Source organism: Paenibacillus jilunlii, assembly GCF_900102965.1.
Lineage (GTDB): Bacteria > Bacillota > Bacilli > Paenibacillales > Paenibacillaceae > Paenibacillus_AQ > Paenibacillus_AQ jilunlii.
This window is the reverse complement of the sequence record NZ_FNGM01000007.1, coordinates 231,986-257,579: the sequence shown is the minus strand read 5'-3', so window position 1 is coordinate 257,579 and position 25,594 is coordinate 231,986. Positions and strand designations below refer to the sequence as shown.

The window sequence follows — 25,594 nt, the reverse complement described above, 5'->3', positions numbered from 1 at the left end:
GGAAAAAGTAGAGTTAATTTAGACAAATTCACCGGTAGGAGTGTGAATCGGCTGAATTAGTTGTCCTTTTTCCAACTAGCACTTTCGGAAAGCAGGAAGTTGGTAAATTAAGTTCGCTTTTTCCAATTGGGCTTGCCGCAGCTGATCTGTCTGGGGTAGAACCGCCTCAATAACGAGCTCCGGGACTGAGGGTCTAGGTAATGGAGTTGGCCAGAATATTAAAGCATCGCAAGTCAGATAAGCAAGATGTGATTATACTGTCGACAAGTACGAAAGGGATCGACCACGGTTGCTTTTAAATCTAAGCCAATCCCCGCATTGAGTTAATAGTTTGAGAGATGAATTGCCAGTCCGGTAAAGAATCTGATTTATTACTCTGTAATAATCTCTTAATTAAATATTGTTCAAGTTGATCAATACATTTTGTGATACTCTCGCTTTCGAACCTAGTAATATGCAGAATCAAGCTAATACCCTCTTTATTTTTATTATTCGTATAATAAATCACCAATTCAGCAAGGAATTTGGCGTATTGGTCCGTCATAATCTGTTGATTGTATTCTCCAAATTCTGTAGGATATGTTCGATAAGGGATATAGGCAGCAAATTGTTCTAAAATGTAATCGATATTCCAATCATATAGGTTGGCTGTAATAAGGATATTATACAGGGCTACGAATATTTCATCTTTTTGGAATGAGATATGTTCCAAATATTCAGTAAGTGCTCCAACCTGACCTGACATGACTCGATAGAGCAAAGAGTTGGCTATGCCCCACTCTTGAAATTGAGCTATAGTCCGCTTCACTTCTTCATCAATTTCTTGTATCCAGCTTATATCCATATAGCGGGCAACGAACTTCAATGCCGAAGTGTAATCTCGGTGCTCTTCGCATACACTTGCACGCATCAGATGGGAGTAGAGAATATAGAAGCAAAGCGGTTTTTCCGGGGTTTTCTCACTATTATTCCTACGGTTCGATTGGCACTGGAGATTATAGCGGAGAGTGGCCACATGTAGCATCTCCTGGGCCAGTGTATCTACTTTATCCCACTTGTGCAGCGAATAATAGACATTTACCAGATGCTTCAATCCATCCAATTGATCCGCCTCATCCAGCCGGTCCACATAACATTCAAACAGGAGGGCTGCCTGTAAGTTAAGGGTCTGGTCGTCGCCCAGAGCAATTCGAAACAAACGGAACTGACATACCGCGAGCCGCTCCGAATTCTGATATTTCTCACTGGCGCTCACATTCTTATATAATAACGCTGCTGCCTGCCACTGCCCCTGCTGAAATAACCCTTCTGCTACTTCAAACAGCATTGGAGCGTAGGTCAGATTCTCAAGCAGATTCTGCACCACCTGTTCAATACAGTCGAGACGGCCAAGTTCTGCCGAACGCAAAAGAAACGGCCGCAGCCGCCGCCAGGTCGGTGAAGAATGAAGGAAGCACTCGTCTACATATAAGCTGTAGAAATGGTCCTCCGGTAAATGCATTCCCTTGGTAATCCGCTCCAGATGATTCATGGCAATTGGCTGCTGGCCCCCAACCACCCGGCTAAGTGTTCCTGGATTAATTCCGGATAACCGGGCAAATTGGTTAATGGACATCCCCTGCTGCGACAGATACACCGCTAAATGATCGCGAATCGTGGCTGTAGTAGGGACCATGAAGCACCACCTGAATAAATTCCAGTAAATAGAATTTTATTTTATAGATGTAATAATATGTGACAATATACCAATGGTCAATAGATCAGATGGGTAGAAACAGTGAACAAGGAAAGAAGGGACGAAAAATCAGATCTTCTCTATCCAACCGCTTGAGATCCTCAGGTTTTCTCAGAAGCTGAACGGTTTGTCCGCTTTTTCCGCTTTCTGATAAGGATTATAATAAAAAGCAACAAGGGGAGAACGATCTGGAAAACAGGGAAAAGGTAATTTAATACAAGTTGCCTGCCTATTACGATATGATGGGTGTAATTGGGAGATAAGAAGGCCAATCCGTAAATTAGAATGGCTACAGGCACCACCCATTTTTTATAAGCAATACCGGTTATTTTTTCGAGTCCGATTATGGCACCATTAAAAAACGCTCCCATTTTTACACCCAATCCAAGAAAAAGAAGCATGGTGAATAGAGCGTCCATCCGTTCAAATACTTCCGCCAAGTCAATCAATTGGACGGTTTCCAGAAGAGGCAAAGTGCTGTATAGGGCAATCTTTGGACCCAAAACAAAAATGTTCAGTTGATTTATAAATGTTAGTGCGAGTGCAGTAATGACATAACAGGTAATCACAGCTTTGTTGAGTCCTTTTCCTGTGCGGACATGGGGATAAAACACAAGAAATAATATAGTCTGTCCGAATGGAAAAGAGACAATCTCCGGTAAAGCCGCATCAAGCACGGGCTTCCACCCGGATTCCAAAACTGGAAGCATGAATTCGAAGTGGAAGAGGCCTGTGACAGGAATCAGAATACTGATTAGGATATAACTAACTAACATAATGGGGAAAAAAATGACACATATCCGAAACATTACTATATGTCCATAACGCATTGAATTGGAAACAACCAGGATGACAATCAGCATGATAATCCATAGCGAAGTCCGGTTTAACAAAGTCATTACCGTGATTTCGCCAAAATCGCGTAAATTCCGCGAAGATTCATAGGAGAAATAGCCCACAAACAGAAGGTTCACGAATGTCCCCACATATTTCCCCATATAACGGCGAAACAATAGGAATAGATCTAAATGGGGCTCCTGATGATGAATACTCAAGTGCATTAGGAGCAAGAACAGGCCGGCCAATGCCCCTACCAGCATGGCAAGCCAGGCATCCTGCTTTGCTTCCCCTCCTATAAAAAATAAGGTTGTACTGCCTACCTCGAATAATGAAATAGCGATGGCCAGCTCTGATACCCGGATTACATTACGTTGGCTCATTTATTTCATCTCCTGTTTGTGTGTGTGTACTCATTACTCATCTTCGGATTCGAGCAGCCGGCTAAATGAACTCTGAAATAAACCGGGCCGTTTCAGATTCACTTTTACATCGATGTCAATGTCCATGTTTGCTATATCCCCGGGCCAATCCTCTTTTAATCTTTTCCAATCCTTAGGGGATTTACGGTGAATTTTATTGCCGACTCCCACAAGGTCGACTTTTAGATGCTGTACGGCTTTCCATCCTTCCAGAATTTGCGAGCGGATGATCTGCTCTGTCTGCTGCTCCAGCTTCTTGACACTTTGCGTTTTTAAAAGATCTTCATGTGTAGTGGTCTCCAAAAACTCACCTACAACCACTTTAGCCTTGACTTTTAATGTATAATGCAGGCCTTCTTTTACTGGTGTAACTTTAACCTTCGCTTTGCGGACCAGGAATGCCGACACATCGGTATTATCCTTGCTGTTATAGCTTATTGTGGTCAAATGTATTTTATTGGTCAGCCAGGAGATGCCCGTACTCTCATTTTGGTTCAAGGTTCCAACCATTTTTGCTTTCTGGAAGACGCTTAACCCGGAAATTTTTAATTTACTGCTGGTCGAGGTCTGTTGATATACACTTGCTGACTCCAGACTTGAGCTGTCAGTGCCTGTGATAGATACTTCTGGAACCCCAGCTGCGCCACTGTCGGAACTGATACCGAGCGCTAGTTCATGTACGGATACCGAAGGATAATATGAACTTAACTGCTTATTTTTTTGCAGGATATTGGATAACGCTCTGCCGGGAAGCTTCTCCGGGGGGATCAGCTTATTCAGATAATCTCTGGCTTCGCCATTGGCTACTAAGACTTTCACTGTTTCCCGTGCGTCAGGATTACGATAATAAGTGTCCAGAATTTCTTCAATTCCGGCTTTTGCTGCTTGTTTGCCAATGATAAGAACATTAGTATGTGCAAAATACAGTTTACGCGGATTTTCCCGGTTACTGGCCGCTAAAGCCTCTCTGATGGTTTTTCCATGTGCCGAGAAGGTATGCACAGCAGCTTGAGAGCCGCCCCCGCCGGAAGATCCGCCTGCACCGGAAGACATTGCCGGTGGAATAATGACCTGGTAAGTGAGTGTCCAGTCCCCCTGCTGCCCATCAAATCCGGTTGCCGTTGTAATTCCTAATTCGGTCATTTCAACTCGGTTTCCGCACCCTGCAAGTATTAGAGCTGCAACAAGCAAAATGGCAATAACCCGGCGTCGGTGCACATAGATCTCTCCTTTAGGCTTTGGGTTCAGGCTCGTCTGCGCGGCGGGCAATGTTATTCGAACCGGTAGGGTATTGGTGAGGAGCCTGTCTGCTTTTGTTAGATCCCGATTTTATATTGGGTCTTGTTTTCATTGCCCACCAGGGTACCCGGATAAGCAAATCTTTCATGTTGGACTTGTACATGGGACTGTATGGCATTAGATAGTCAACGCCGAACGATTTTAGAGAGAGCAGATGAGCCAGAATAGGAACGATCCCTGCCATAATTCCGAATAAACCGAGGGTTCCTGCCAGCAGCATGAGAACAAAACGCAATAAGCGTACGGCAGTGGCCATACTGATGTATGGAATGACAAAGTTGGATATAGCAGTAAAGGAGACAACGATTACCATAGCGCCCGAGACCAGACCTGCTTCCACTGCTGCTTGGCCAATAACCAGAGCTCCTACGATGGATATGGCCGGACCAATCGCACGGGGCATCCGGACGCCTGCTTCACGAATCACCTCAAAGGTTAATTCCATCATCAAGGCTTCGAGCAGAGCTGGAAAAGGAACCCCTTCCCGTTGGGCGGCCAGAGTTACTAACAGGATGGTGGGAATCATTTCCTGATGGAACGTTGTCAATGCAATGAACAAGGAAGGAAGCAGCAAGGACACCAGGAACGATATCAGACGGATCATCCGCAAAAAAGATGAAATATCGTAGCGCTGGTAATAGTCCTCGGATATCTGGAAAAAATTATAAAAAGTTACCGGGGCGATTAATACGAAAGGTGTCCCGTCCACCATTACGGCTACTTGTCCATCCAGAAGGCTGCCGGCGACGGTGTCCGGGCGTTCTGAATTTAACATTGTCGGAAAGGGAGTAAGCGGCGCATCTTGAATGAATTCTTCGATATAGCCACTTTCAAGGATACTGTCTGTATCAATCGCCTGAAGCCGCTTAGTGATCTCCTGCACCACCCCGGGATCGGCAATTCCTTCTATGTAGGTTACAATGACAACGGTCTGTGAATATTGTCCGATAATGTGGCTGTCAAACTTAAGATCAGGGGTCCGCAGTTTCCTTCTGATCAGAGTGATATTGGTTGAGATATCCTCTGTAAAACCCTCTTTCGGCCCCCGGACCACCCCTTGCGAAGTGGGTTCCTCCACGGCCCGTCTGACCCCGCCGGCAATAGAGACTGTCAGGGCGGATTGTAAACCGTCTATTAGAATGACGGCACTGCCTTTAAGGACCGCTTGATAGATCTGATTTTGCGAATCAATCCTTTTAATATTTCCTAAAGGCAATGTTTGTTTGATTAAAGAAGCTGCAAGATGTTCTTCTAACCGGTCAGAGGGGGTATGGGCTATTTCTTTAACTAAGCTTTCAATAAGATCAGACAGCAGACCTGGGTCGATTAGCCCTTCAATATAACAGACGGCCAGCAGTCCGGCATGCTCAGGATCATCGGAGAAGTCCCTGATGGTAAAGTCAGGGCTTTGGCCCAGTTTCTTTTTAAGCGTGCTCAGGGTACTGGCTAATGATGCATTTATAGGTTCATTTAAGGCCTGATGCTTGGATTTTACCGCATCCTGTTTAGAACCTTTCGATGGTTTTAACACATTTTTTATCCAGTATTTTAGCATGATTAGCCTCCTCTCCTGTGTATACTATTTGCGGTCATTCCCAAATGTATGCATAGCAGGAATCCATAAAAATGCGCCGGGCTGTGTGATCAAGCTTCTCTATGAACCCCCCGGAGTGCAGACGAAGGGGTATTTTTACATCGACGAACATTTCAGGAATGCCCTGCACGCAGGGAACCAGGAGGCCGTTAATGATTTCATTAATCATTTTCTGGGGGTTCTTCAGATAACTGGACATTCCAGCTCTTGAATCAAAGCCCTGCACATAAAAAATCCACAACCTGACGAGTTGTGGATTTTTTATCGTTATTTAGGAAGTATAATGATTTTCAGTATCTGCTGGGGCTTCGTTAGATGGTTAGGTGGAAAAGGATCACTAATTAAGCTCATTTTGCTCCTTACGAGGTAATATCGCCCAATTAAGTTCCCTATTTCCACTTGAATCTCTCAATTGTTGAGTTTTGAGGAGGAATAAGTTTCCTTTTTCCACTTGCTACTTGCTGTTAGATGGTGTGCTCCGAAATAACAGCAGAAGTGCCGTTATTACGAAGCATCGGGGTCTGCTCTTGCCTATGCAAGATACATTCTAGTTTCAATTATCCGTGTACGGCTGATAAGTAGCCAAACTCACGCCGCTGTAGTCTGCTCCGCAGTATGTCTGGCCTTGGCGCGGTGGCTGAGCAGAAAGCCGGCAAGCGAAGCCAGCAGCTGCTGGAACACCATGCCGAGTACGACGGGAACGGCCACCGGAGCGGGGAAATAGGACACCGCCAGGACAGCACCGGCGCTGATATTGCGCATGCCTCCATTGAAGATAAGAGCGACTTCATCTGCTTCATTCCAGCGTAATACCCTCGCCGTGAGGAAGCACAGGGCATAACCGGTGGAAGCCAAGAGCACAATGACGAAGGCCAGGCCAACCAGATACAGGCTGATGTCAGCCAGGTACGGAGAAATAACAGAGCCGTTGATCATAATCACTGCAGCCATGAAAAGCTTGGAGAACGGGTTCAGTCTGGGACTCCAGACAGGAGCAACCGCACCTTTGGTCCATTCATTAAGCACCATGCCCAGCAGGGAAGGGACGACAATCATCCAGAACAGACTGCTCATCATGGCGCCTGTGTCCAGCTCCACACTGGTTCCGATCAGCAGCGATAATACGCCGGGCACAACAAAGGGAGCCAGCAGCGTGTCGATCAGAATGATGGACAAGGTGAGGGCAGTATTGCCTTTGTAAATGCTGACCCAGATAAAGCTGCTAACTCCCGTAGGAATGACTGCGGCCAGCACAAGGCCCGTAATTGTGAATTCATCCGCGTGATACAGCATATTCCCCAAGCCTAAAGCAACCAATGGCATAGCGATGTGCAGAATGAATAGACAGGCGAATAGGGGCAACGGCTTTTTGAGTACGTTCACGAAATCCTTAAATCCCAGGCTGATGCTTCCGGCAAACGTCATAAACGCAAACAGCCAGGGAGACAGATAGGTATAAGAGGACAGTGCACTTCCGCAGAGCACTCCGGTCAAAACGCTTAATGGAGTAATCAGCGGCATCATCCGGTTAAGCGTACGGTTCACAGCAAGAAGCATGTCAGGACATCCTTTTTCTATAAGTTCTACTTATTATACAACTTTTGCAGGCCAGCGGATCGGAAATGAGATGAAGCAGGAGGAAAGGAATGGAGGAAAGAAGCAAGAGAAGGAAAGCCAAACGGGGAAAAGTCCGCACCCGAAAAACACTGCTCACCCTGTCCGCGGTGCTCGGCACTTGCCTGATCGCCGGCGCAGTCTATGCGGGAACGCTCTATTACAAGGCGGAACGGGCGCTTGACCGGATCTCGGCGGCAGGCTCTGCCCCCAGCGAGACAGCCGGACCAGCGTCACCCGTGCCTACAGCTTCTGCAGCCGCTGCGGCGGTTAATGCAGAAGAGGAGAGTAAACCGCTCACCTTTCTGCTCGCCGGTGTCGACAACAGGAGCGGCAGCGGCGGAACGCTGAACACGGATGTGCTGATGCCAGTGGTCTATGAGCCTGTGAGCAGGAACCAGTCGATCCTGTCCATTCCCCGGGATATGAAGATCGCAAGCAGTGAGGTTGGTACACATAAAGCCAATTACTGCTATGCTTATTATTATGCGCATAACAAGGGTGAGGATTTAAGCAAGACCAGAGAGTTCTACGGCGATATTCTGCAGATGGATATCGATCACATGATTCTGATTAACTTTGAGGCGTTCAGCAGTATTGTGGATGTGCTTGGCGGGCTGGATATCGATGTGCTGATGGATATGCGGTATGTGGATAATGCGGACGGCACGGATATCGGCAAGGATCAGCTGCGGAGCTGGATTCTGAATTATCCGTCGATGAAGCCTGCGGCAAGCGAGCTGATTACCCTGGAATCAAGCTGGAAGAGCCCTTTTGTCTATGCCAACAAGGAGGATTTGCTGGTCAAGCTGCAGAAGCTGCGCAAACCGCTGGCCCTGCCCGCACTGGATACCCGGAAATTGCTCATCATTTTGGAATTGCTGAGTAGGTGGGGTTAACTTACATAGGGTTCATACAAAAAAATGAAGGGCTGTCTGCATCGCAGGGTTTGCGGTGGAGACAGCCCTTCTCTGTTATGCGGGATTACACAATCAACTCGAATTTATCCCCTAATATGAGCTGCTTGGAGCGGTGGATTTTTTGTCCGTCCGGACTGGACACCGTGCTTCGGATGCTGAGCAGCGGATAACCTTCCTCTATATTCAAATAAGTGGCCACATCAAAGGAGGCATACTCCATGACAATATATTTTCTTGAATGCCCGAAGGAAACTTTGTAATTGCTTCTTAAAATTTCATACAGCGACTTATCGTTCAAATCCTCCTTAAGCAAAAAAGAATAGGAAGAGGGGAAACGCGAATACTCCACCGAGATGGGGACGTTGTCGGCATACCGGATACGTTCAATGTTAATCACTTTGTCTCCGGGGCTCAGGCCCAGATGCTCCTGATCCGCTGCGGTGGCTTCTTCAATCAGGCATTTGATGACTTTGGCGCCGGGCGTCTTATTCTGCAGCCTGCATGTATCGCTGAATCCGATCGTCTCGGCAACATTTTTTTGAATTTTGTCTTTTGTAATGAATGTGCCTTTACCCGGAATCCGCACCAGGTAGCCTTCCGAGGTGAGTGTATCCAGGGCGGCCCGGACCGTTACGCGGCTTACCTGATTCGTTTCGCTTAATTCCAGCTCTGTAGGAAGTTTATCCCCCGGCTTCAGTGTACCGTCACGGATGGAATCTAATATTTTCTCTTGCAGCTGCTTGTACAGCGGCGATGATTCGGAATGGTCTAGCATTCGTTATACCTCCAGGTTCGAAAATCGGTTATAAAATTTGCACTATGGCTGGAAATGGGCAAGGTTTTACCGGCATGGCATCAGAATCATATGACATCCGCCTTGCGAAATGTATTGCAATGTACTACTCACATATCTCTATAGTATAACAATATATACAATTTGTTAACAGTTTACATCTCTTTTCATTCCAAATATTGTCGTAACTGTTCCGAAATAGGCTTGAATTAGAAATTTCATAAAAAATGAAAGCCCTCTCTTGCGCCATGTATTGCTTTGTGTTATTATTTGTTCATGACATTCCCATACAAAAGCCGGCGTGGAATGTAAAGCCAATAAATGTATCATACAAGGGGAGAAACAGAATGGATATCAAACAAATCATCGAGCAAATTACAGCGGATAAAAAAGAGGCTGGCGGCATCAAGCAGGTCTACTATGCAGCTTGCGGAGGTTCTTACGGAGCATTCTACCCAGCCAAGACGTTTCTTGAGAAAGAAGCTAAAGATATTAAAGTAGGCCTGTACAACAGCAATGAGTTCGTACACAACACGCCTAAGGCATTCGGGGAAAATTCAGTGCTGGTTGTAGCTTCCCATAAAGGCAATACGCCGGAAACAGTAAAAGCCGCAGAACTGGGCAAAAAAGCAGGGGTACCGGTTATTGCGCTTACCTGGATTGAAGATTCTCCTATCACGGAATATGCGGATTACGTGGTGAAGTATTCCTTTGGAGAAAATAAAGATATCGCCGGAGAGAAGACGGTCCAAGCGCTGATGACGGCGGTGGAAATTCTGAAACAGACGGAAGGATACGAGAACTACGATAAATTCATGGACGGTGTATCGAGAATTGACCGGATTGTGAAGCAGGCCTGCAAGCATGTGGCGAACCGCGCCCTGACATTTGCCCGGAAACACAAAGACGACTCCGTTATCTATACAATGGCCAGCGGAGCGGGCTATGGCGCGGCTTATATGGAAAGCATCTGTATCTTTATGGAAATGCAGTGGATCAACTCTGCGAGCATCCATTCCGGAGAATACTTCCATGGACCATTTGAAATTACGGACGCCGAAATTCCGTTCGTCATTCAGGTATCGGAAGGCAGCACCCGGGCGCTTGACGAGAGAGCACTGAGCTTCCTTAACCGGTACGCCAAGCGGGTGGAAGTGCTGGACGCAAAGGATCTCGGATTGTCTACTATCGACAGCTCGGTCGTCGACTACTTCAATCACTCCTTGTTTAACAACGTGTATCCTGTTTACAATCAGGCTTTGGCTGTGGAAAGAGAACATCCGCTTACCACCCGCAGATACATGTGGAAGGTTGAATATTAATCTCTGCTTATTTCAGCAGTCTTCAGAGGGGATATTCTTATGAAACAGTATAAGGTAATCGGAATTGGCGACAATGTAGTGGATAAGTACGTCCACCAGGGCATTATGTACCCTGGTGGAAATGCCTTGAACTTCAGTGTATACGCTACCATGTGCGGCATGGAGTCTGCGTATCTGGGCAAATTCGGCAGCGATGAAGTCGCCGGGTATATCCGCCAGGTGATTGACGAGCTGAAGATTGACCGCAGCTGCTGCCGCGAGTATGAAGGGGAGAACGGCTATGCGCGTGTCACCCTGGAAGACGGCGACCGCGTATTCCTGGGATCGAACAAGGGCGGAATCGCCAAGGAACATGCATGGCAATTCACCAAAAGCGATCTGGATTACATCAAACAATTTGCTGTGATCCACACTAGCTTGAACAGCTATATAGAACAGGACCTGACCGTACTCCGGGAGAGTGGTGTCCCTATTTCGTATGACTTTTCGGTCCGCTGGAATGACGGATATCTGGAGCAGGTATGCCCGAATGTGGACATTTCCTTTCTATCATGCAGCCATTTGACTGCAGAAGAACGGGAGAGGGAAATGCGGAAGGCGCAGCGGTTCGGATCTAAAATTGTGGTCGGAACAGTAGGGGAGAACGGGTCGTATGCCCTTTTCGGCGATCAGTGGATCTACCATCCGGCAGTTTCGACCGAAGCGGTGGATACGATGGGAGCGGGAGATTCTTATATCACTGCTTTTCTCGTGGAGCTGATCCGGAATTCGGACGGCAGGATCGAATTTGGCCAGGAGAGCGAAATGCTTGGCAAGATCAAGAGCAGCATGAGCAAGGGAGCGGAGTTTGCAGCGGAAATATGCCGGGTCAACGGTGCATTCGGCTTCGGCACCCCATTGGTATAACAGCCAATGGGGGAGGCTCCCCTCCTTTTACCTTAATTTGTAAGCGTGTTCAGTACAAACAAAAAGGGGACATTTTTATGTTTTGGTTAGAACTCTTAATCATCTTTTTGCTCATTTTCTTTGGCGCCCGGGTCGGCGACGTATTTATGGGCTTGCTCGGCGGTGTCGGTGTTGCGATCTTCGTATTTATCTTTCATGTTCAGCCTGCATCCCCTCCCGTCGATGTTATGCTCATTATTCTGGGGGTTGTGCTGGCTGCCTCGGCACTCCAATCTTCGAGCGGGTTGAACTTTCTTGTTCACGTCGCGGAAAAACTGCTGCACAAATCACCGAAGAATATCACCATTGTCGCTCCCGTTATTTGCTGGCTGTTCACTTTCCTGTCGGGAACAGGGCATGTTGTATACAGTCTGCTGCCCATTATCAATAAGCTGGCTATTGACAGCGGAATCCGTCCGGAGCGGCCGATATCGAACAGCATCATTGCATCCCAGCAGGCTATCACCTGTTCGCCGGTGTCGGCGGCGACCGCTGCCATGCTTGGACTGATGGCTCCGCTTGGTGTGGGTCTCGGTACGATTTTGTCCATCGCCATTCCAGCTACCCTGCTGGGAGTCATTGTAAGTGCTCTGCTTACACTGCGCAAAGGGAAGGAGCTGGCGGAAGATCCGGAGTATCTGCGCAGACTTGCTGAAGGTTTGGTTGAGAGCGCACCGGAAGAGCAACCGGAGAAAAAGGCGACGCCGAAGGGTGCAAAAGCTTCAGTAGTGCTGTTCCTGCTCGCGGTTCTGTCCATTGTCATTCTGGGGCTGTTCCCCGATCTGCGCCCTTCCTGGACTGTAGACGGCGTAACGACTGTGTTAACGATGGCGCATACCATCGAAATTATTATGCTGGTCTGTGCTTCGCTGATTATTATCATCTGCCGTCCGGCGATTGAAACGATTCTTAACGGCACCATCTTCCGGGCCGGGGCGCTGGCCATGGTTTGCGCTTTCGGATTGGCCTGGATGAGCAACACCTTTATCGGCGGACAAACGGAGTTTATCCAAGAGCATGTGGCTGCGGTTGTTAACAGCCAGCCGTGGATGCTTGCTGTAATCATGTTTATCGTTGCCGCTTTAACGACCAGTCAAGGCGCTACGACATTAATTATGATCCCGATTGCCATTGGCCTTGATCTGCCGGCGTACATCATCGTTGGCGCGTGGATGGCCGTTAACGCCAACTTCTTTTTGCCAGTATCCGCCCAGTGCCTTGCAGCCATCTCCTTTGATACGGCGGGAACCACCAGAATCGGCAGGTTCGTGCTGAATCACAGCTTCATGCTGCCAGGGATGATTAACATAGTAGTATCTGTAGTCACCGCCACTTTAATTGGAAACGCTCTTATCTAGGTGTATCACGAATTCAGGTGTAGAAGTATGGATTATATGAAGGATAACAAGGGAGGAAGAAGATTATTATGATACAGCTTAATCAAGTTGCCGCTGCTAACTTTCATTACAAACGCTATTCACTGGATTATTTTCTGGATTCGGCCGCCCGGCTCGGATTCGAAAATATTGAACTGTGGGCGTCGGGTCCTCATTTCCACCTGGATTATTACACCCCGCAGGATGTTCAGCACCTGAAGCGGAAAATAAAAGACCGGGGACTCAAAGTCATTTGCCTTACCCCGGAACAGAGTGTCTACCCGATCAGTATCAGTCATCCGGACCCGGTGTACCGCAAGAAAAGCGTGGAATTTTTCTGCCGGCATATTGAAGTGGCCGCTCTTCTGGAGTGTGACCAGATGCTGGTGACTACAGGACTCGCCTATCTGGATGAAGATGAGTCGGAAATGTGGAAATGGTGCAGGGAATCGCTTGGCGAGATCTGCAAAACCGCAGAAAAAGAAGGCATAATCTTACCTGTGGAAGCGTTTACCTCATATTCGACCCATGTATTTAACAGCGCCGAGCATATCTCCCGAATGATTAAAGAGGTTGGGAGCCCGAACCTGAAGGGGCTGGCGGATACGGATGTCATGGCGGTTACAGGAAAAGATACGATTCACGACTTTATCAGAGAACTGGGCGGTAACCTGGGGTACGTGCACTTTGTAGACGGCAACCCCGGAGGACATCTGGTACCCGGCGAAGGCGGGCTGCCGCTGGAAGAAGCACTGCAGGCGCTGAATGACAGCGGGTATAAGGGATATTTAGGCCTTGAGCTGCTGGACCGGAGATATGTGCTGGACCCGGAGAAAGCGATGCGCGATTCGCTGGCCTGGTTCGGCAAGCACCTGGGATGAACGAACAAGTTAAATATATCAGCTGCAGTAGCTGAGAAAGAGGGATTTGAGATGAAAGCTGACATATATGCTTATGACGGCATAGGCATCCAATGTGTATATAAAAACGACGAATGGCTCGTGTGCATCAAGAACTGGAAACCGGATAACGACATCGACGGAATCCACCGTCTGGAGGTCCACCTGGAGACCGACGAACAGTTCATTCTGATCAACGGAAAAGCCATACTCCTGGTGGCGGACCGGAAGAAGGACCAGTTCGATATTGATCTGATCGAGATGGAAATCGGCAAAGTCTACAATGTTCCGAAGAACACCTGGTTCTATACCATTGTCCAAAAAGACACCAAGCTTGCGTATGTACAGCATGCCAATACCACGGAAGAAAACAGCAGCTATTGCGAAATGTCTGAATCCGAGCTGGCCGGTGTTAAGGAAAGAGCGCGTAAAATCTTGAAGCTGTAAAGTATTCAAGGGGAGGCCTATCTTCATTTTGCATGAGTAATGTATACAGGACTGCGGGTTGAAAGGAAAGACTTTCGATCCGCGGTCCTGTTTTTTTGGTTATCCAGCGGCAAGCGCGTCTTAAGAAGGGGTGATTTTTTCAATGTTGACATGAAGGATTAATAATTATAGTCAGTGTTTGCTCTCCTCCTTATTTTGTCCTTGTGGTGGAACACGTAAGGCAGACTGATGGAATGTCTTGACCAGCATATTCATTGTTTTCTCAAGCTGGGATAACCGCTTCTCTAGCCCTTCCACTTGCCGGTTGAATGTAACCAGAATCGTTTGGAGAAGAATGATGGACAAAGCAATTGGAAATCCAACGTTGCCGACTAACTGTACAAGTGATTGCAGATCCATAATTTGCTCATCCTTTCAATAGGTTTATGCCTATATTATATTATATAACGTTGCGTTACGCTATATATAAAATACACTTTTCACCAAAACATGGAATAAATATTGTGCAACGTAACGAATCGCTATATAATAGCAAAAGATAACCAAAGGAGGCTGAATATGAAATACTCGATTAACTTGTTCGGCTACAGCGTTGATTGTGAGCTTAAGCTTGTGGGGGAAGGTTTGAGTATCGAAATAACGGAAGAGAATCAAAAAGCCCTAAAGCAATATCTGGTGCGTGTGTTGCCAAAGTACGGAAGAGAGGCCACTAGTGAATCTTCGTTTCAAACTTTGCTGGAGCTTGCCATAGATGCTGAAAAAACACTAGATGGCCGGATGGTTGAACCTAAATTGAAGTTGCCTTATGAATTTCAGCCCGAGATTAAGGAGAAGTTGATCGAAGCGGCAGCTTTACAAGATGTGTCGGCCACCCAGCTGCTGATCCGGATTATTGAAAAGAAATATCAAGAAGTCATGGGATAGGAGGAACTTGCATTGGCGTACGGGAATAAGGTGAAGTTTCATTATGATGTACCGGCCTACATAAAAAAAGAATTGGCTGAAGCCGCCAAAAAGCTGAATATGACGGCAACCGAACTGCTCTCCAAAGCGATTGAAGAAGAATACGAACGCATCAAGAAAGAAATAGAAGCTGCTAAAGGAGATTAAGCCGTGAAATAAACTCAGCAACGGCTTGGACATGTTCTACAGCCATGTTGTTGTACAGATAATCTTCTCCGATCTGGTCATAGGCATAGCAATGGCATGTTGTATATGACTCTCCGGGATTATGTTCAATCAGAAAAACATTTACATTGGGTGCATGATGCTCAACTTTACAGTAAAAATGAGAGGTTGAATTCGATTCAAGAACATCTACGATATGCCGCTGTACATGGACAGGAAGCAGCTGTTGCAATAAAGGGAAAGTATGGGGAGCCAGCTCGTCTTCATAGATAATCATAAGTTGAAATCCCTCCTAGCATAAGTATTTAACTGTAAAATATTGACTTGTACATTATACCGATATACGTCGCATATTAAGGGTATAATTTCCTTATCAGCATATACTTTACTATTTTTACGAGAGATTTGTTACAGCTAATTAGTAGCTTATTGGTTACAAATGTGAAACCTTATTCAACCTAAATTTACCATAATTTTGCAGTATATTACAATGCGTTTTATCACGCACTATTTCAAAGCTTTCTCAAGCAGAAAGCTTTTTTCTATGCGCTTGGCAGTGCATTATTTTAAAGAGCAAAGGCCTATTTCTTCAGATACTCCGAGAAGTTCTCCTGAAAGTCAAGGGAATGAATATCTTCCCGCAGATGATGATAGATCAGGGGCCCGATTTGCTCTGTGTCCTTATGCACCATCAGCTCCAGCAGGGATTGATGCTCTTTCCAGATTCCCTCCAGTTTTTCGGTCTTCAGCATATGCAGCCTGCGGTACCGGAGGTAGTGCACATTGGACTGCTGAATCAGATTCCACAGAAATTCGCGCCCCGCAAGCCGGTACAATGCCCTGTGGAACGCGTCATCCAGATTAAGAAAGGAATCGATGTCGTTCCCCTTTCCGATGACTTCCTTTTGCCTTTCCAGAATTTCCTTAAGCTCATGCACGCCGGTCAGCAGTAACTGTGAAGACAGATCCTTAAGAATCTCCTTCTCCAGTGTGCTCCGCAGATAGGTGATTTGTTCAACGGATTCAAGATCAATATAGGAAACGATATTCCCTTTTTTCGGATAGATATCGGTATAGGATTCCAGAGCCAGCTGTTTCAGCACATCACGCAGCGGCGTCCGCGAAATCTGAAAGCGTTCAGACAGGGCGGTTTCGCTCAGAATGGTGCCTGGCTTCAAGGCCAGCGTAAGGATTTCGTGCTTCAGTGTATTCATAATTTCAGCTTTGATCGACATTTCTCTTCCTGCTTTCCATAGGTATTGACGGATATGACTAGTATACATGATGTTTGGCGGTAATAAAAATATTTATCATAATAAAGAGGCTGTGCTAGTGTCCATGCTCATAAAAACTCTTTATTTTAATGTGTTGACATCGGGGGATTCTTATTCTATGATCAAGAAAATCTTGTATACAAGATTGGTTATGAGGATGACAATCATAGGAGGGTTTATCAATGAACATGACGTGGAGATGGTATGGTGAAGGCAATGACAATATTACGCTTGACCATATCCGGCAGATTCCGGGGGTTATGGGTATTGTCTGGTCTTTGCATGAGAAGGTAGCCGGTGAAGTGTGGGAAATGGAACGGATCCAGGAAGTGGCGGATCAAATCACCAGCAAGGGCTTCAGCACAGCAGTGGTGGAGAGCGTCAACGTTCATGATGATATCAAAATCGGCCTGCCGACCCGTGATCAATATATCGATATTTATATCGACACCATCCGCAAACTGGCGAAGGTTGGCGTGAAGGTGATCTGCTACAATTTCATGCCGGTGTTCGACTGGACGCGTACCGAGCTGTACAAAGAACTGCCGGACGGTTCTAATGCCCTCTTTTATGAAAAGGCTGCCATTACCGATAATCCGCGTGAAATGGTGGACCGGATCTTGAAGGGAGCGGGACAGTTCACTATGCCGGGCTGGGAGCCGGAGCGCCTCGCGAAGCTGGATGAGCTGTTCGCAGCCTATGCCGGTGTGACTGAAGAAAAACTGTTCGAGAACCTTAAATATTTCCTGGAGCGCATCATTCCGGTCTGCGAGGAAGTGGACATTAGGATGGCCATTCATCCTGACGATCCGGCCTGGCCGATCTTTGGCCTGCCGCGCATTATCCGCAGCCGCGATACGATCCGCCGTATGCTTGACGCCGTAGACAGCCCGTACAATGGCCTGACTTTCTGCACGGGGTCACTGGGCTCCAATCCGGAGAACGATCTGCCGGCAATGATCCGCGAGTTCCATGACCGTATTTATTTTGCCCATATCCGCAATGTGAAGGTGTTTGAGAACGGGGATTTCATCGAGGTCTCGCACCGCGGACGCGACGGCAGTGTCGATGTGGCGGAGGTTGTGAAGGCGTATCATGAGAACGGGTATACCGGTTATGTGCGGCCCGACCATGGACGCCACCTTTGGGGCGAAGAGAAAAACTGCCGTCCGGGCTACGGGCTCTATGACAGAGCGCTCGGCATCATGTATTTGCTTGGCGTCTGGGACAGCCTGGACAATGTCAAGGGGGCGAAATAAATGCTGCGCTTGACCAGAAGCAGTATCCAACGGGAACAAGCGGCCTGGACCGCTGCGGGAGTAGAGCTGCCGCAGTTCGATTATGAGCAGGTGGCGAAGAATACGCAGCAAAAGCCGGAATGGATTCATTTCGGGGCGGGCAATATTTTCCGGGGATTCGTAGCCAATGCCCACCAGAAGCTGCTGGATAGCGGCAAAGCCGATACAGGTATCATCGCGGCGGAAACTTTTGATTTCGAGATGATCGACAAGGTATACAAGCCGTATGACAACCTGACCCTGCTGGTGTTGATGAATGCACGCGGCGATTTTCAGAAAAGAATCGTAAACAGCATCGTTGAGGGAATTACTGCAGATAAGAGCCGTGAAGCAGATGACCGCCGCCTGACGGAAGTGTTCGAGAACCCCAGTCTGCAAATGGCGAGCTTCACTATTACGGAGAAGGGATACTCGTTGACGGGGCCTAACGGTAAATACCTGGGCATTGTGGAAAAGGATATCGAAGGCGGACCGGAGCAGCCGGTTCATGCCATGAGCATCGTGGCTTCTCTTGCATACAAGCGGTATTTAAAAGGGGCCTTCCCGATGACCTTCGTCAGCATGGATAACTGTTCCCATAACGGCGACAAGCTGAAGAAGGGTGTCGTAACGATTGCCAAGGAATGGACGGCCAGAGGTCTCGTTGAAGAAGGTTTCGTCGCCTATCTGGAGAATGAGCAGCTGATTGCCTTCCCGCTGTCGATGATCGACAAAATCACACCGCGCCCTTCAGAGACCGTCCAAGCCGCGCTGCTGGAGCAGGGGATTGGCGGTATGGATGTAATCATTACCTCCAAAAACACCTATACCGCTCCCTTCGTTAACGCGGAAATCAGCGAATACCTGGTCATCGAAGACAAGTTCACGAACGGCCGGCCTCTGCTTGAGGAAGCGGGCATTATTTTCACCGACCGGGATACGGTCAACAATGTGGAGACGATGAAGGTCACGACATGCCTCAACCCGCTGCATACGGCGCTTGCCGTATCCGGCTGCCTGCTCGGCTATACTCTGATAGCGGATGAAATGAAGGACGATACTCTGCGGAGATTCGTTGAGATGATCGGTTATAAGGAAGGTCTGCCTGTTGTAGTGGACCCTGGCATTCTCAGTCCAAAGCAGTTCCTGGATGAAGTGCTGACGGAGCGTTTCGCCAATCCGTTCATTCCGGATACGCCGCAGCGGATCGCCACCGACACCTCGCAGAAGGTGGGCATCCGGTTCGGAGAAACCATTAAAGCATATATCCGCCGGGAAGATCTTGATCCGGCGCAGCTGACGGCGATCCCGCTGGCCATTGCGGTCTGGTGCCGCTATCTGCTTGGCGTGAATGATGAAGGAGAAGCCTTCACGCTGAGTCCTGACCCGCTGCTGGAAACGCTGCAGGGACATTTGCAAGGGGTTGCCCTCGGCGGCCGGAACGCCAGTGTGCGCCCGATTCTTGAAGATGAGCAGCTTTTTGGTGTCCCGCTGTATGAGATTGGCCTTGGAAGCAAGATTGAGGGCATGTTCCTGGAAATGCTGGCAGGACCGGGAGCCGTGCGGAGAACCTTGGAGAAGTATCTGAAGTAGGGAAGGGAGTATAGCGATGAAGGCTTTTATTCACGAGGATTTTCTGCTGCAGTCGGAAGAAGCGCGGGTGCTCTACCATGAGTATGCCGAAGCTTTGCCCATTATCGATTATCATTGCCACCTTGACCCGGGGGCGATTGCCGAGAACAAGCGCTTTGGCAGCATCACCGAGGTTTGGCTGGGCGGAGACCACTATAAATGGCGGGCGCTGAGAACGTTCGGTGTTGAAGAGAAATATATAACCGGCAATGCTTCGGACGAAGAAAAGTTCGCCAAATGGAGCGAGGTGCTGCCCTATACGGTCGGCAACCCGCTGTACCATTGGTCCGCACTGGAGCTGAAAGCCTATTTTGGCGTAGAGGAGCAGCTCAGCCCGCAGAATTGGCGGCGGATTTATGACCACTGCAATACGCTGATTGCCCAGGACGGCTTCACGGCCCAGGGGCTGATTACCCGTTCCAACGTGAGATGGATCTGCACCACGGATGATCCGGCCGACGATTTGCGCTACCATGGTCAAATTGCCGGACAACCGGGGTTCCAAACCGGGGTTACCCCGACGTTCAGACCGGATAAGGCGCTGCAGATTGAAGCGGAAGCTTTTCCGGATTATGTCCGCAGTCTGGAGCAGGCTGCCGGCTATGCCATCACGTCCTATGCGCTGCTGGAACGCGCCCTCCTGGAGCGGATTGAATATTTCGACAAGCATGGCTGTAAGGTCTCCGACCACGGCTTCTCGCATCTTCCTTACGCAGAGGCAGCGCCTTCTGTGCTGGAAGCCATCTTCAGCAAACGCTTAAGCGGTGGGGTGTTGAGCCGTCTGGAAGCCGACCAGTTCGCGACGGCGTTGTTCCTGGCCATGGGCCGTAAATATGCCGCCCGCGGCTGGGCGATGCAGCTTCATATCGGTGCGATCCGCAATCCGAATTCGCGCATGTTCCGTGAGCTGGGTCCCGATACCGGCTTTGATACCATCGGGGATAACAGCTATGCGGACAGCTTGTACAAGCTGCTCGACGGGCTGGAGCGGACCGGAGAGCTTCCGAGAACGATCCTGTATAATCTGAATGCGGTGCAGAATGATGTGCTGGCCGCGATGGCGGGTTCTTTTCAGGGGGGCGGCATCAAGGGCAAAATCCAGTTCGGCTCCGGCTGGTGGTACAACGACCAGAAGGACGGGATGATCAAGCAGTTAACGTCTTTGTCCAATCTGGGTCTGCTCAGCTGCTTTGTGGGGATGCTCACGGATTCGAGATCCTTCCTGTCCTACACCCGGCATGAGTATTTCCGGCGGATTCTCTGCAATCTGATCGGAGGCTGGGTCGCCAGCGGCGATGCGCCAAGGGATCTGGCTTTCCTGGGAAGCATCGTCCAGGACATTTGCTATCATAACGCCGAGCGGTATTTTGGGTTTCCTCTATCCCGGGGATGAGTTGAACGGATCTTGCGGCGGTTTCAGGTGAAGTCGTTGCAGATCGTGTAGATAAGGTGAATTTATATGAATTAGTAGAAGCAAGAGCCTTCAAGACCGCTGACCAAGCGGATTTGAGGGCTTTTTTGTTGTTCTCCTGCTGGTTCGGACTCAGGAGCCTGCTTCCGGGGCACCGTTTTAATTTGTGGATACGGCCTGTATGGTTGAAATAAAGTCGTACGTTTGTAACAAAGATGTACCGTTGAACATTGAATATGCTGGTTCATGGATATAATCCCACGGGTAACGTTTTATAGTTATATTAACCCATTTATTGTTTTTTTGAGTATAAAACTTCAATTCTACCTATTATATGTGCTATATTAGTTTTGCAGTTAAATTTTCCCACAATATGGAGGTAAAGATGAAGAAAAGAACTTCAGCTTTTTTTGTTTTAAGTACATCGTTATTATTCTCTTCTATTGTTAGTGCTGACACTCATAGCCCACGAGGTGGCAATGACAATGGTCATATTCAAGCCTGGTATGATTCATCTATATCATCATATGGTTATACAAGTCATTTTGATCACGCTGTATCCACTTGGAACGGAAGAAATGCAAATGTCTCGATTTCCAAGACACTAAATAATTCTGGTCAGGTAGACAGGTATTATGTTGGAACTACAACGGAATTAGGTTTATATGGACGGAATCTTTGGTATAATGATCTAGGTATATCTGTAGATCCAGATTGGTTTTCTTGGAGCCGCTCTGTTGTTTCGGTATATGACAATCAATTAAGGAATCACAATAACGGTGTTAATTTTACGTCAACAAGAATTAGACATACTACTGCCCATGAAGTGGGACACTCACTTGGGTTAGCACACACAACTTCAAGCACTCAAGTTAGTACATCGCTAATGACAGAAGGTAATAATCCATCTCTTAATAGAGACATCAACACTCCTTCAAGCTACGATATCAGTGAGTTAAGATCCCTTTATGGAGGACCTGCATTAATGGCTCTTTCCTTAAACACAGATACTTCTAATCAAAATGAGATTAACGTTGAAACGCAATATGAAAGCTATGCCACTTTATCGGAATTGTCAAATTATTCAGACGTCATAGTTATTGCATCACCAACAGATGATTTTGAAAATAGAAAACATATAGCAACTTTTTACGATACAGGCGATTTACAAGATTATTACACGTTAAATAATCTTAGTATTAAAAAAGTATTAGCAGGAGATTCGTCAAACATAGGAGAAAATTTAGAAGTTATTGAATCAAATAGTATAGTCGAATTTGGTGCGCGAAAAATAAAGATGATAAATGATGGATATAAAGAAACCCAAAAAGGACAAGAATATATCTTATTTTTAAAGAAGGATCCACAAGGCCAGTATCAAATAGTAAATCGAAACGAAGGAACCTTTACACTGGATGAGGTGAATTCTGCAATTACTAATAAACCAGAAACTTTTATAACACGAGATAATAATGTTAGGGATAATTTACTTAATGAGATTGCCAACACATACTCAAATGAGTTATAAAATTATTTTGGAGACTGAATGATCAGTCTCCATCTTTCTTCAATAAGGAGGTAGTTTATGAAAAGGATTAGCGTCCTTTCAATTTCATTGATAATTTTGTTGGTTGTAATATTTGTACTTGTCAGACCAAAGCAAGAGATTGTTAGCGTTAGCCTGGCATCTGAAACAACGCAAATTACTTACACTGACACTGAAAGCATTCAAATATTCGAAGATGCTATAAAAAGTGTAAAGAAAGTACGCGGGGCTGTTGATGTAGGCCCACCAACCTATCGAATGACTGTTACTTACGCTGATTCTGAGGTTGTTGAATTCAGTCTTTATATGGATTTTAAGAATAAAAATGGATTTTTGATCAAAAATAGCAATAGCGAAACGATGCTGGATTTAAAAGATCAGAATTCGGAAGAGCTAGCTGATCTGTTAAGTGAGAAGAGAGAGAATAGGTAAATAAATGAGGTTAAAGGTAAATCGCGGCATCTGGAACTAGAAAGAGTCTTGATTAGTATAGCTCGAACGAGCATATACCAGCAGACGCTAGGTCACAGTGTTTGGTCTGCTGAAACACCAGAAGTATGAGGAAAGCTCACCCTGTAATTGATCCCCGCTATGTACCGGACGACGCTTCCTTAATGGAAATATATATCAGTTTGCTAACGTTCTAAGGGATTACTTTTTTGTGATCTTCTTAGACAAATTGGTGGTTTTTCTTACTATTCAGCTCCATATTCGTCCGAAAGGTCACCAGATCGAATCGTGACACTACCCCCGAAAATTGCTAATTTCCGCTTACATACTGCAGAAAGCTGAGCAGGATCATCGCATAATCCTATCCATTAAACCTAAGCAGAAGACAAATGATGAAGTGAGGCGAAGGGAACATTATAGTTTATTTTTTTGTATAATGATTAGGATGGACAACAAGAAAAGAGGGAACGAATGCCTACTATATTGGTTGCTGACGATGATGCGAACATTCGTGAGCTCGTAAGTTTATTTCTACGTAATGACGGATTCCAGACAGCTGAAGCTGCGGACGGCAAGGAAGCGCTGACGGTATATAGCTCGGCCCAAGTCGATCTTGTCGTACTGGATATCATGATGCCGGTTATGGATGGCTGGGCGTTATGCAAGGAGCTCAGACGGATTAATCCTGATCTTCCGCTGCTTATGCTGACGGCGAGAGGCGAAACCTGGGAGAAGGTGAAAGGCTTCGAGCTTGGGACGGATGATTATTTGACGAAGCCTTTCGATCCGCTCGAATTGACGGTGCGTGTCCGGGCCTTACTGAAACGATACCGGATTGGCTCCGCACAGAAAATTCAATTCGGCAATGTCATCCTTGACCGGCAGACCTATAAGGTGATGAGGGGAACGGAGTCGCTAACATTGCCGCTGAAGGAGTTCGAATTGCTGTATAAGCTGGCTGGAACACCCGGACAAGTCTATACGCGCGGGCAGTTGATCGATCAGATATGGGGAATCGATTACGCGGGTGATGACCGTACGGTAGATGTGCATATTAAACGGCTGCGCGAACGGTTCGCGGATACACCTGATTTTCGGATCGAAACGGTGCGCGGGCTTGGCTACCGGCTTGAGGCTCACGAATGATCAGATCCTTATACACACGTGTCGTCCTGACCTATCTGGGCTCCGTAATCGGGGGCACGATCATTGCTCTCTTGGTGGCAATTTGGGTGTATTATGATCAGTTTAACGCAAACTTAAAAACCAACATCCTTTATTTTGGCCAGGATATCGTCCGGATGTACGAGTCATTTCCATTACGGGAAGTAGACACTTACCTAAGTGGAATGAAACAGCTCAATTATTCTATTCGGGTTTATGATGAAACGGGGCAGTTCCAGTCTTACGGTTCGCTTAACGGAAATATTTCCACAGTCTCTATGGATCAAATTAAGGCGGTACTGGATGGAGAAGTTGTTCAAGTCACTGGTGTGGAAAGGAGCGTCTTAGGGCTGCCATTGAAAACGGGAACGGGAAAAAAGGCGCTGTTTGTGAACTCGGTTGCTCCCCCTTCCGCTACTTTTTTCATCAAGTGGCTTTTGAACTTTGCGGTCTTCTCTTTGATCGCAGGCAGTCTAATTATTCTGGTTGCTGCCGTGTTCCTGGTCAGACCGATCAAAAAGCTGACAAAAGCGACCAGACAGATCGCCACCGGAGATTTCAGCGTCAAGCTGAATATTAAGCAAAAGGGCGAGCTGGGCACTCTGGCCCGCAGCTTTGAAGACATGATGCATGACCTGCAGGAGCTTGAGCAGATGCGCAGGGACTTTGTATCGAATGTGTCTCACGAAGTCCAGTCGCCGCTTACCTCAATATCCGGATATGCTAAAGCGCTCAAGCAAGTAAACCTTGCAGAACAGGAGCGAAGCCGTTATCTCGATATTATCATCGCTGAGGCTGAGCGGATGTCCAAGATGAGCGATGGCCTGCTTAAGCTAAGCTTGCTTGAATCGCAGTCACTGCAGCTGCGGCTCAGCACGTTCAGCCTTGATGAACAGATTAGACGGGTCATCGTCGCGGTCCAGCCGCAATGGTCAGACCGGAACATCCGTTTCGAGCTCGATTTGGAGCCCGTCCGGCTAATGGCGGATCAGGATCAATTAAATCAGGTATGGACGAACCTTATCGGCAACAGCATCAAATTTTCCAGGGATGGCGGCGTGATTAACGTCAGCATCAGACAAGAGATCAAACACGTGACCGTCAGGATTTCCGACACAGGCATAGGAATTTCTCTTGAGGACCAAAAGCGTATCTTTGAACGGTTTTTTAAGGCGGACCGCTCGCACAGCCGCAAATACAGCGGCAGCGGTATGGGACTTGCCATTGTGAAACAGATCATCTCGCTTCATCAGGGAGAAATCCGGGTAGAGAGTGAGCCCGGCCGGGGAACAACCGTCATTGTTATTTTGCCAACCGCAACGCCTGCGGATAAGCCGGATTATTAGGCATCATTTGGGTAGGTCTGCCTGTTATGGAGCGTCTGACCGAATCTGAGCAGCACAGTGAAGTGGAATTAGTACACCTAAAATGACGAAAAACCTTATTTTAGAGGAAATAGTGGGAAAAAGTAGACTTAATATAGCCGGAATCGCCTGTAAGCATGCGAAG

24 protein-coding genes are annotated in these 25,594 nt (G+C 47.2%); 15 read left to right on the top strand and 9 right to left on the bottom strand.

Annotated elements, in window-relative coordinates:
• Positions 1-301 precede the first annotated feature (301 nt).
• The 5 genes from BLQ82_RS14690 to BLQ82_RS14665 form a co-directional block, all read right to left on the bottom strand.
• Complete coding sequence (locus tag BLQ82_RS14690; RefSeq protein ID WP_062527387.1) at positions 302-1,675, bottom strand: helix-turn-helix domain-containing protein; 1,374 nt, start codon at positions 1,673-1,675, stop codon at positions 302-304.
• Between the two features lie 161 nt (positions 1,676-1,836).
• Positions 1,837-2,955 (bottom strand): GerAB/ArcD/ProY family transporter, encoded by a 1,119-nt coding sequence (locus BLQ82_RS14685; protein ID WP_062527389.1) that lies wholly within the window; start codon positions 2,953-2,955, stop codon positions 1,837-1,839.
• Positions 2,956-2,988: 33 nt separating this feature from the next.
• On the bottom strand, positions 2,989-4,212 hold the full coding sequence (locus tag BLQ82_RS14680) for a Ger(x)C family spore germination protein (RefSeq protein ID WP_062527391.1): 1,224 nt from the start codon (positions 4,210-4,212) through the stop codon (positions 2,989-2,991).
• A gap of 13 nt (positions 4,213-4,225) precedes the next feature.
• A complete protein-coding gene (locus BLQ82_RS14675; protein ID WP_062527393.1) occupies positions 4,226-5,848 on the bottom strand; it encodes a spore germination protein in 1,623 nt (540 codons plus the stop codon).
• A 627-nt stretch (positions 5,849-6,475) separates the two neighbouring features.
• Complete coding sequence (locus BLQ82_RS14665; protein ID WP_062527397.1) at positions 6,476-7,444, bottom strand: bile acid:sodium symporter family protein; 969 nt, start codon at positions 7,442-7,444, stop codon at positions 6,476-6,478.
• An 89-nt stretch (positions 7,445-7,533) separates the two neighbouring features.
• Between BLQ82_RS14665 and BLQ82_RS14660 the strand changes: the two genes are divergently transcribed.
• Complete coding sequence (locus BLQ82_RS14660; protein ID WP_062527398.1) at positions 7,534-8,400, top strand: LCP family protein; 867 nt, start codon at positions 7,534-7,536, stop codon at positions 8,398-8,400.
• 85 nt (positions 8,401-8,485) lie between these two features.
• On the opposite strand, the gene BLQ82_RS14655 is transcribed toward BLQ82_RS14660, so the two are convergent.
• Entirely contained in the window at positions 8,486-9,196 is a 711-nt protein-coding gene (locus BLQ82_RS14655) for a GntR family transcriptional regulator (RefSeq protein WP_062527400.1), read from the bottom strand.
• Between the two features lie 365 nt (positions 9,197-9,561).
• Here BLQ82_RS14655 and BLQ82_RS14650 point away from each other — a divergent pair, with 365 nt between their 5' ends.
• The 5 genes from BLQ82_RS14650 (at position 9,562) to BLQ82_RS14630 (ending at position 14,203) form a co-directional block, all read left to right on the top strand.
• Positions 9,562-10,536 carry an SIS domain-containing protein gene (locus BLQ82_RS14650; protein ID WP_062527402.1) on the top strand — a complete coding sequence of 325 codons (975 nt, stop codon included), beginning with the start codon at positions 9,562-9,564 and terminating at the stop codon, positions 10,534-10,536.
• A 39-nt stretch (positions 10,537-10,575) separates the two neighbouring features.
• Entirely contained in the window at positions 10,576-11,442 is an 867-nt protein-coding gene (locus BLQ82_RS14645) for a fructoselysine 6-kinase (RefSeq protein WP_062527404.1), read from the top strand.
• Between the two features lie 77 nt (positions 11,443-11,519).
• Positions 11,520-12,839, top strand: coding sequence for an anaerobic C4-dicarboxylate transporter family protein (locus tag BLQ82_RS14640; protein ID WP_039833302.1), 1,320 nt, complete (start codon positions 11,520-11,522; stop codon positions 12,837-12,839).
• Positions 12,840-12,907: 68 nt separating this feature from the next.
• A complete protein-coding gene (locus BLQ82_RS14635) occupies positions 12,908-13,738 on the top strand; it encodes a sugar phosphate isomerase/epimerase family protein (protein WP_062527406.1) in 831 nt (276 codons plus the stop codon).
• Positions 13,739-13,789: 51 nt separating this feature from the next.
• Positions 13,790-14,203, top strand: coding sequence for a hypothetical protein (locus tag BLQ82_RS14630; RefSeq protein ID WP_062527408.1), 414 nt, complete (start codon positions 13,790-13,792; stop codon positions 14,201-14,203).
• A gap of 171 nt (positions 14,204-14,374) precedes the next feature.
• On the opposite strand, the gene BLQ82_RS14625 is transcribed toward BLQ82_RS14630, so the two are convergent.
• Positions 14,375-14,602, bottom strand: a complete 228-nt coding sequence (locus tag BLQ82_RS14625) for a hypothetical protein (protein WP_039833305.1) — start codon at positions 14,600-14,602, stop codon at positions 14,375-14,377.
• A 159-nt stretch (positions 14,603-14,761) separates the two neighbouring features.
• Between BLQ82_RS14625 and BLQ82_RS14620 the strand changes: the two genes are divergently transcribed.
• Both BLQ82_RS14620 and BLQ82_RS32000 read left to right on the top strand, forming a co-directional pair.
• Positions 14,762-15,127: a hypothetical protein gene (locus BLQ82_RS14620; protein ID WP_046505027.1), complete on the top strand. Its 366-nt coding sequence runs from the start codon at positions 14,762-14,764 to the stop codon at positions 15,125-15,127.
• A gap of 12 nt (positions 15,128-15,139) precedes the next feature.
• Positions 15,140-15,313, top strand: a complete 174-nt coding sequence (locus tag BLQ82_RS32000; protein WP_167330776.1) for a hypothetical protein — start codon at positions 15,140-15,142, stop codon at positions 15,311-15,313.
• Here the strand turns inward: BLQ82_RS32000 and BLQ82_RS14615 are convergent.
• Together BLQ82_RS14615 and BLQ82_RS14610 are read right to left on the bottom strand one after the other, a co-directional pair.
• Positions 15,300-15,608 (bottom strand): hypothetical protein, encoded by a 309-nt coding sequence (locus BLQ82_RS14615; protein ID WP_062527410.1) that lies wholly within the window; start codon positions 15,606-15,608, stop codon positions 15,300-15,302. The two genes, BLQ82_RS32000 and BLQ82_RS14615, sit on opposite strands and share 14 nt — an antisense overlap.
• A 304-nt stretch (positions 15,609-15,912) precedes the next feature.
• A complete protein-coding gene (locus tag BLQ82_RS14610; protein ID WP_062527412.1) occupies positions 15,913-16,566 on the bottom strand; it encodes a GntR family transcriptional regulator in 654 nt (217 codons plus the stop codon).
• A gap of 221 nt (positions 16,567-16,787) precedes the next feature.
• Between BLQ82_RS14610 and uxuA the strand changes: the two genes are divergently transcribed.
• From uxuA to BLQ82_RS14575, 7 genes are all read left to right on the top strand, one after another.
• Complete coding sequence (gene uxuA / locus BLQ82_RS14605; RefSeq protein WP_062527414.1) at positions 16,788-17,864, top strand: mannonate dehydratase; 1,077 nt, start codon at positions 16,788-16,790, stop codon at positions 17,862-17,864.
• Positions 17,865-19,475, top strand: a complete 1,611-nt coding sequence (locus BLQ82_RS14600; RefSeq protein WP_062527416.1) for a mannitol dehydrogenase family protein — start codon at positions 17,865-17,867, stop codon at positions 19,473-19,475. It begins immediately after the preceding gene.
• Positions 19,476-19,491: 16 nt separating this feature from the next.
• The gene (gene uxaC / locus BLQ82_RS14595; protein ID WP_062527418.1) at positions 19,492-20,907 is read left to right on the top strand and encodes a glucuronate isomerase; all 1,416 of its coding nucleotides are present in this window, start codon (positions 19,492-19,494) and stop codon (positions 20,905-20,907) included.
• Positions 20,908-21,310: 403 nt separating this feature from the next.
• The gene (locus BLQ82_RS31450) at positions 21,311-22,453 is read left to right on the top strand and encodes a matrixin family metalloprotease (RefSeq protein ID WP_074648251.1); all 1,143 of its coding nucleotides are present in this window, start codon (positions 21,311-21,313) and stop codon (positions 22,451-22,453) included.
• 57 nt (positions 22,454-22,510) lie between these two features.
• On the top strand, positions 22,511-22,903 hold the full coding sequence (locus BLQ82_RS14585) for a YhfM domain-containing protein (protein WP_062527422.1): 393 nt from the start codon (positions 22,511-22,513) through the stop codon (positions 22,901-22,903).
• 489 nt (positions 22,904-23,392) lie between these two features.
• Positions 23,393-24,067 (top strand): response regulator transcription factor, encoded by a 675-nt coding sequence (locus tag BLQ82_RS14580; protein ID WP_062527424.1) that lies wholly within the window; start codon positions 23,393-23,395, stop codon positions 24,065-24,067.
• On the top strand, positions 24,064-25,431 hold the full coding sequence (locus BLQ82_RS14575) for a sensor histidine kinase (protein WP_062527426.1): 1,368 nt from the start codon (positions 24,064-24,066) through the stop codon (positions 25,429-25,431). Before BLQ82_RS14580 ends, BLQ82_RS14575 begins: the two co-directional genes overlap by 4 nt.
• Positions 25,432-25,594 lie beyond the last annotated feature (163 nt).

Bases quoted from the DNA above. Each gene is read 5' to 3' on its own strand.
- BLQ82_RS14690 (WP_062527387.1), bottom strand. From the start codon at position 1,675: ATGGTCCCTACTACAGCCACGATTCGCGATCATTTAGCGGTGTATCTG.
- BLQ82_RS14685 (WP_062527389.1), bottom strand. From the start codon at position 2,955: ATGAGCCAACGTAATGTAATCCGGGTATCAGAGCTGGCCATCGCTATT.
- BLQ82_RS14675 (WP_062527393.1), bottom strand. From the start codon at position 5,848: ATGCTAAAATACTGGATAAAAAATGTGTTAAAACCATCGAAAGGTTCT.
- BLQ82_RS14665 (WP_062527397.1), bottom strand. From the start codon at position 7,444: ATGCTTCTTGCTGTGAACCGTACGCTTAACCGGATGATGCCGCTGATT.
- BLQ82_RS14660 (WP_062527398.1), top strand. From the start codon at position 7,534: ATGGAGGAAAGAAGCAAGAGAAGGAAAGCCAAACGGGGAAAAGTCCGC.
- BLQ82_RS14655 (WP_062527400.1), bottom strand. From the start codon at position 9,196: ATGCTAGACCATTCCGAATCATCGCCGCTGTACAAGCAGCTGCAAGAG.
- BLQ82_RS14650 (WP_062527402.1), top strand. From the start codon at position 9,562: ATGGATATCAAACAAATCATCGAGCAAATTACAGCGGATAAAAAAGAG.
- BLQ82_RS14645 (WP_062527404.1), top strand. From the start codon at position 10,576: ATGAAACAGTATAAGGTAATCGGAATTGGCGACAATGTAGTGGATAAG.
- BLQ82_RS14640 (WP_039833302.1), top strand. From the start codon at position 11,520: ATGTTTTGGTTAGAACTCTTAATCATCTTTTTGCTCATTTTCTTTGGC.
- BLQ82_RS14635 (WP_062527406.1), top strand. From the start codon at position 12,908: ATGATACAGCTTAATCAAGTTGCCGCTGCTAACTTTCATTACAAACGC.
- BLQ82_RS14630 (WP_062527408.1), top strand. From the start codon at position 13,790: ATGAAAGCTGACATATATGCTTATGACGGCATAGGCATCCAATGTGTA.
- BLQ82_RS14625 (WP_039833305.1), bottom strand. From the start codon at position 14,602: ATGGATCTGCAATCACTTGTACAGTTAGTCGGCAACGTTGGATTTCCA.
- BLQ82_RS14620 (WP_046505027.1), top strand. From the start codon at position 14,762: ATGAAATACTCGATTAACTTGTTCGGCTACAGCGTTGATTGTGAGCTT.
- BLQ82_RS14615 (WP_062527410.1), bottom strand. From the start codon at position 15,608: ATGATTATCTATGAAGACGAGCTGGCTCCCCATACTTTCCCTTTATTG.
- BLQ82_RS14610 (WP_062527412.1), bottom strand. From the start codon at position 16,566: ATGTCGATCAAAGCTGAAATTATGAATACACTGAAGCACGAAATCCTT.
- uxuA (WP_062527414.1), top strand. From the start codon at position 16,788: ATGAACATGACGTGGAGATGGTATGGTGAAGGCAATGACAATATTACG.
- BLQ82_RS14600 (WP_062527416.1), top strand. From the start codon at position 17,865: ATGCTGCGCTTGACCAGAAGCAGTATCCAACGGGAACAAGCGGCCTGG.
- uxaC (WP_062527418.1), top strand. From the start codon at position 19,492: ATGAAGGCTTTTATTCACGAGGATTTTCTGCTGCAGTCGGAAGAAGCG.
- BLQ82_RS31450 (WP_074648251.1), top strand. From the start codon at position 21,311: ATGAAGAAAAGAACTTCAGCTTTTTTTGTTTTAAGTACATCGTTATTA.
- BLQ82_RS14585 (WP_062527422.1), top strand. From the start codon at position 22,511: ATGAAAAGGATTAGCGTCCTTTCAATTTCATTGATAATTTTGTTGGTT.
- BLQ82_RS14580 (WP_062527424.1), top strand. From the start codon at position 23,393: ATGCCTACTATATTGGTTGCTGACGATGATGCGAACATTCGTGAGCTC.
- BLQ82_RS14575 (WP_062527426.1), top strand. From the start codon at position 24,064: ATGATCAGATCCTTATACACACGTGTCGTCCTGACCTATCTGGGCTCC.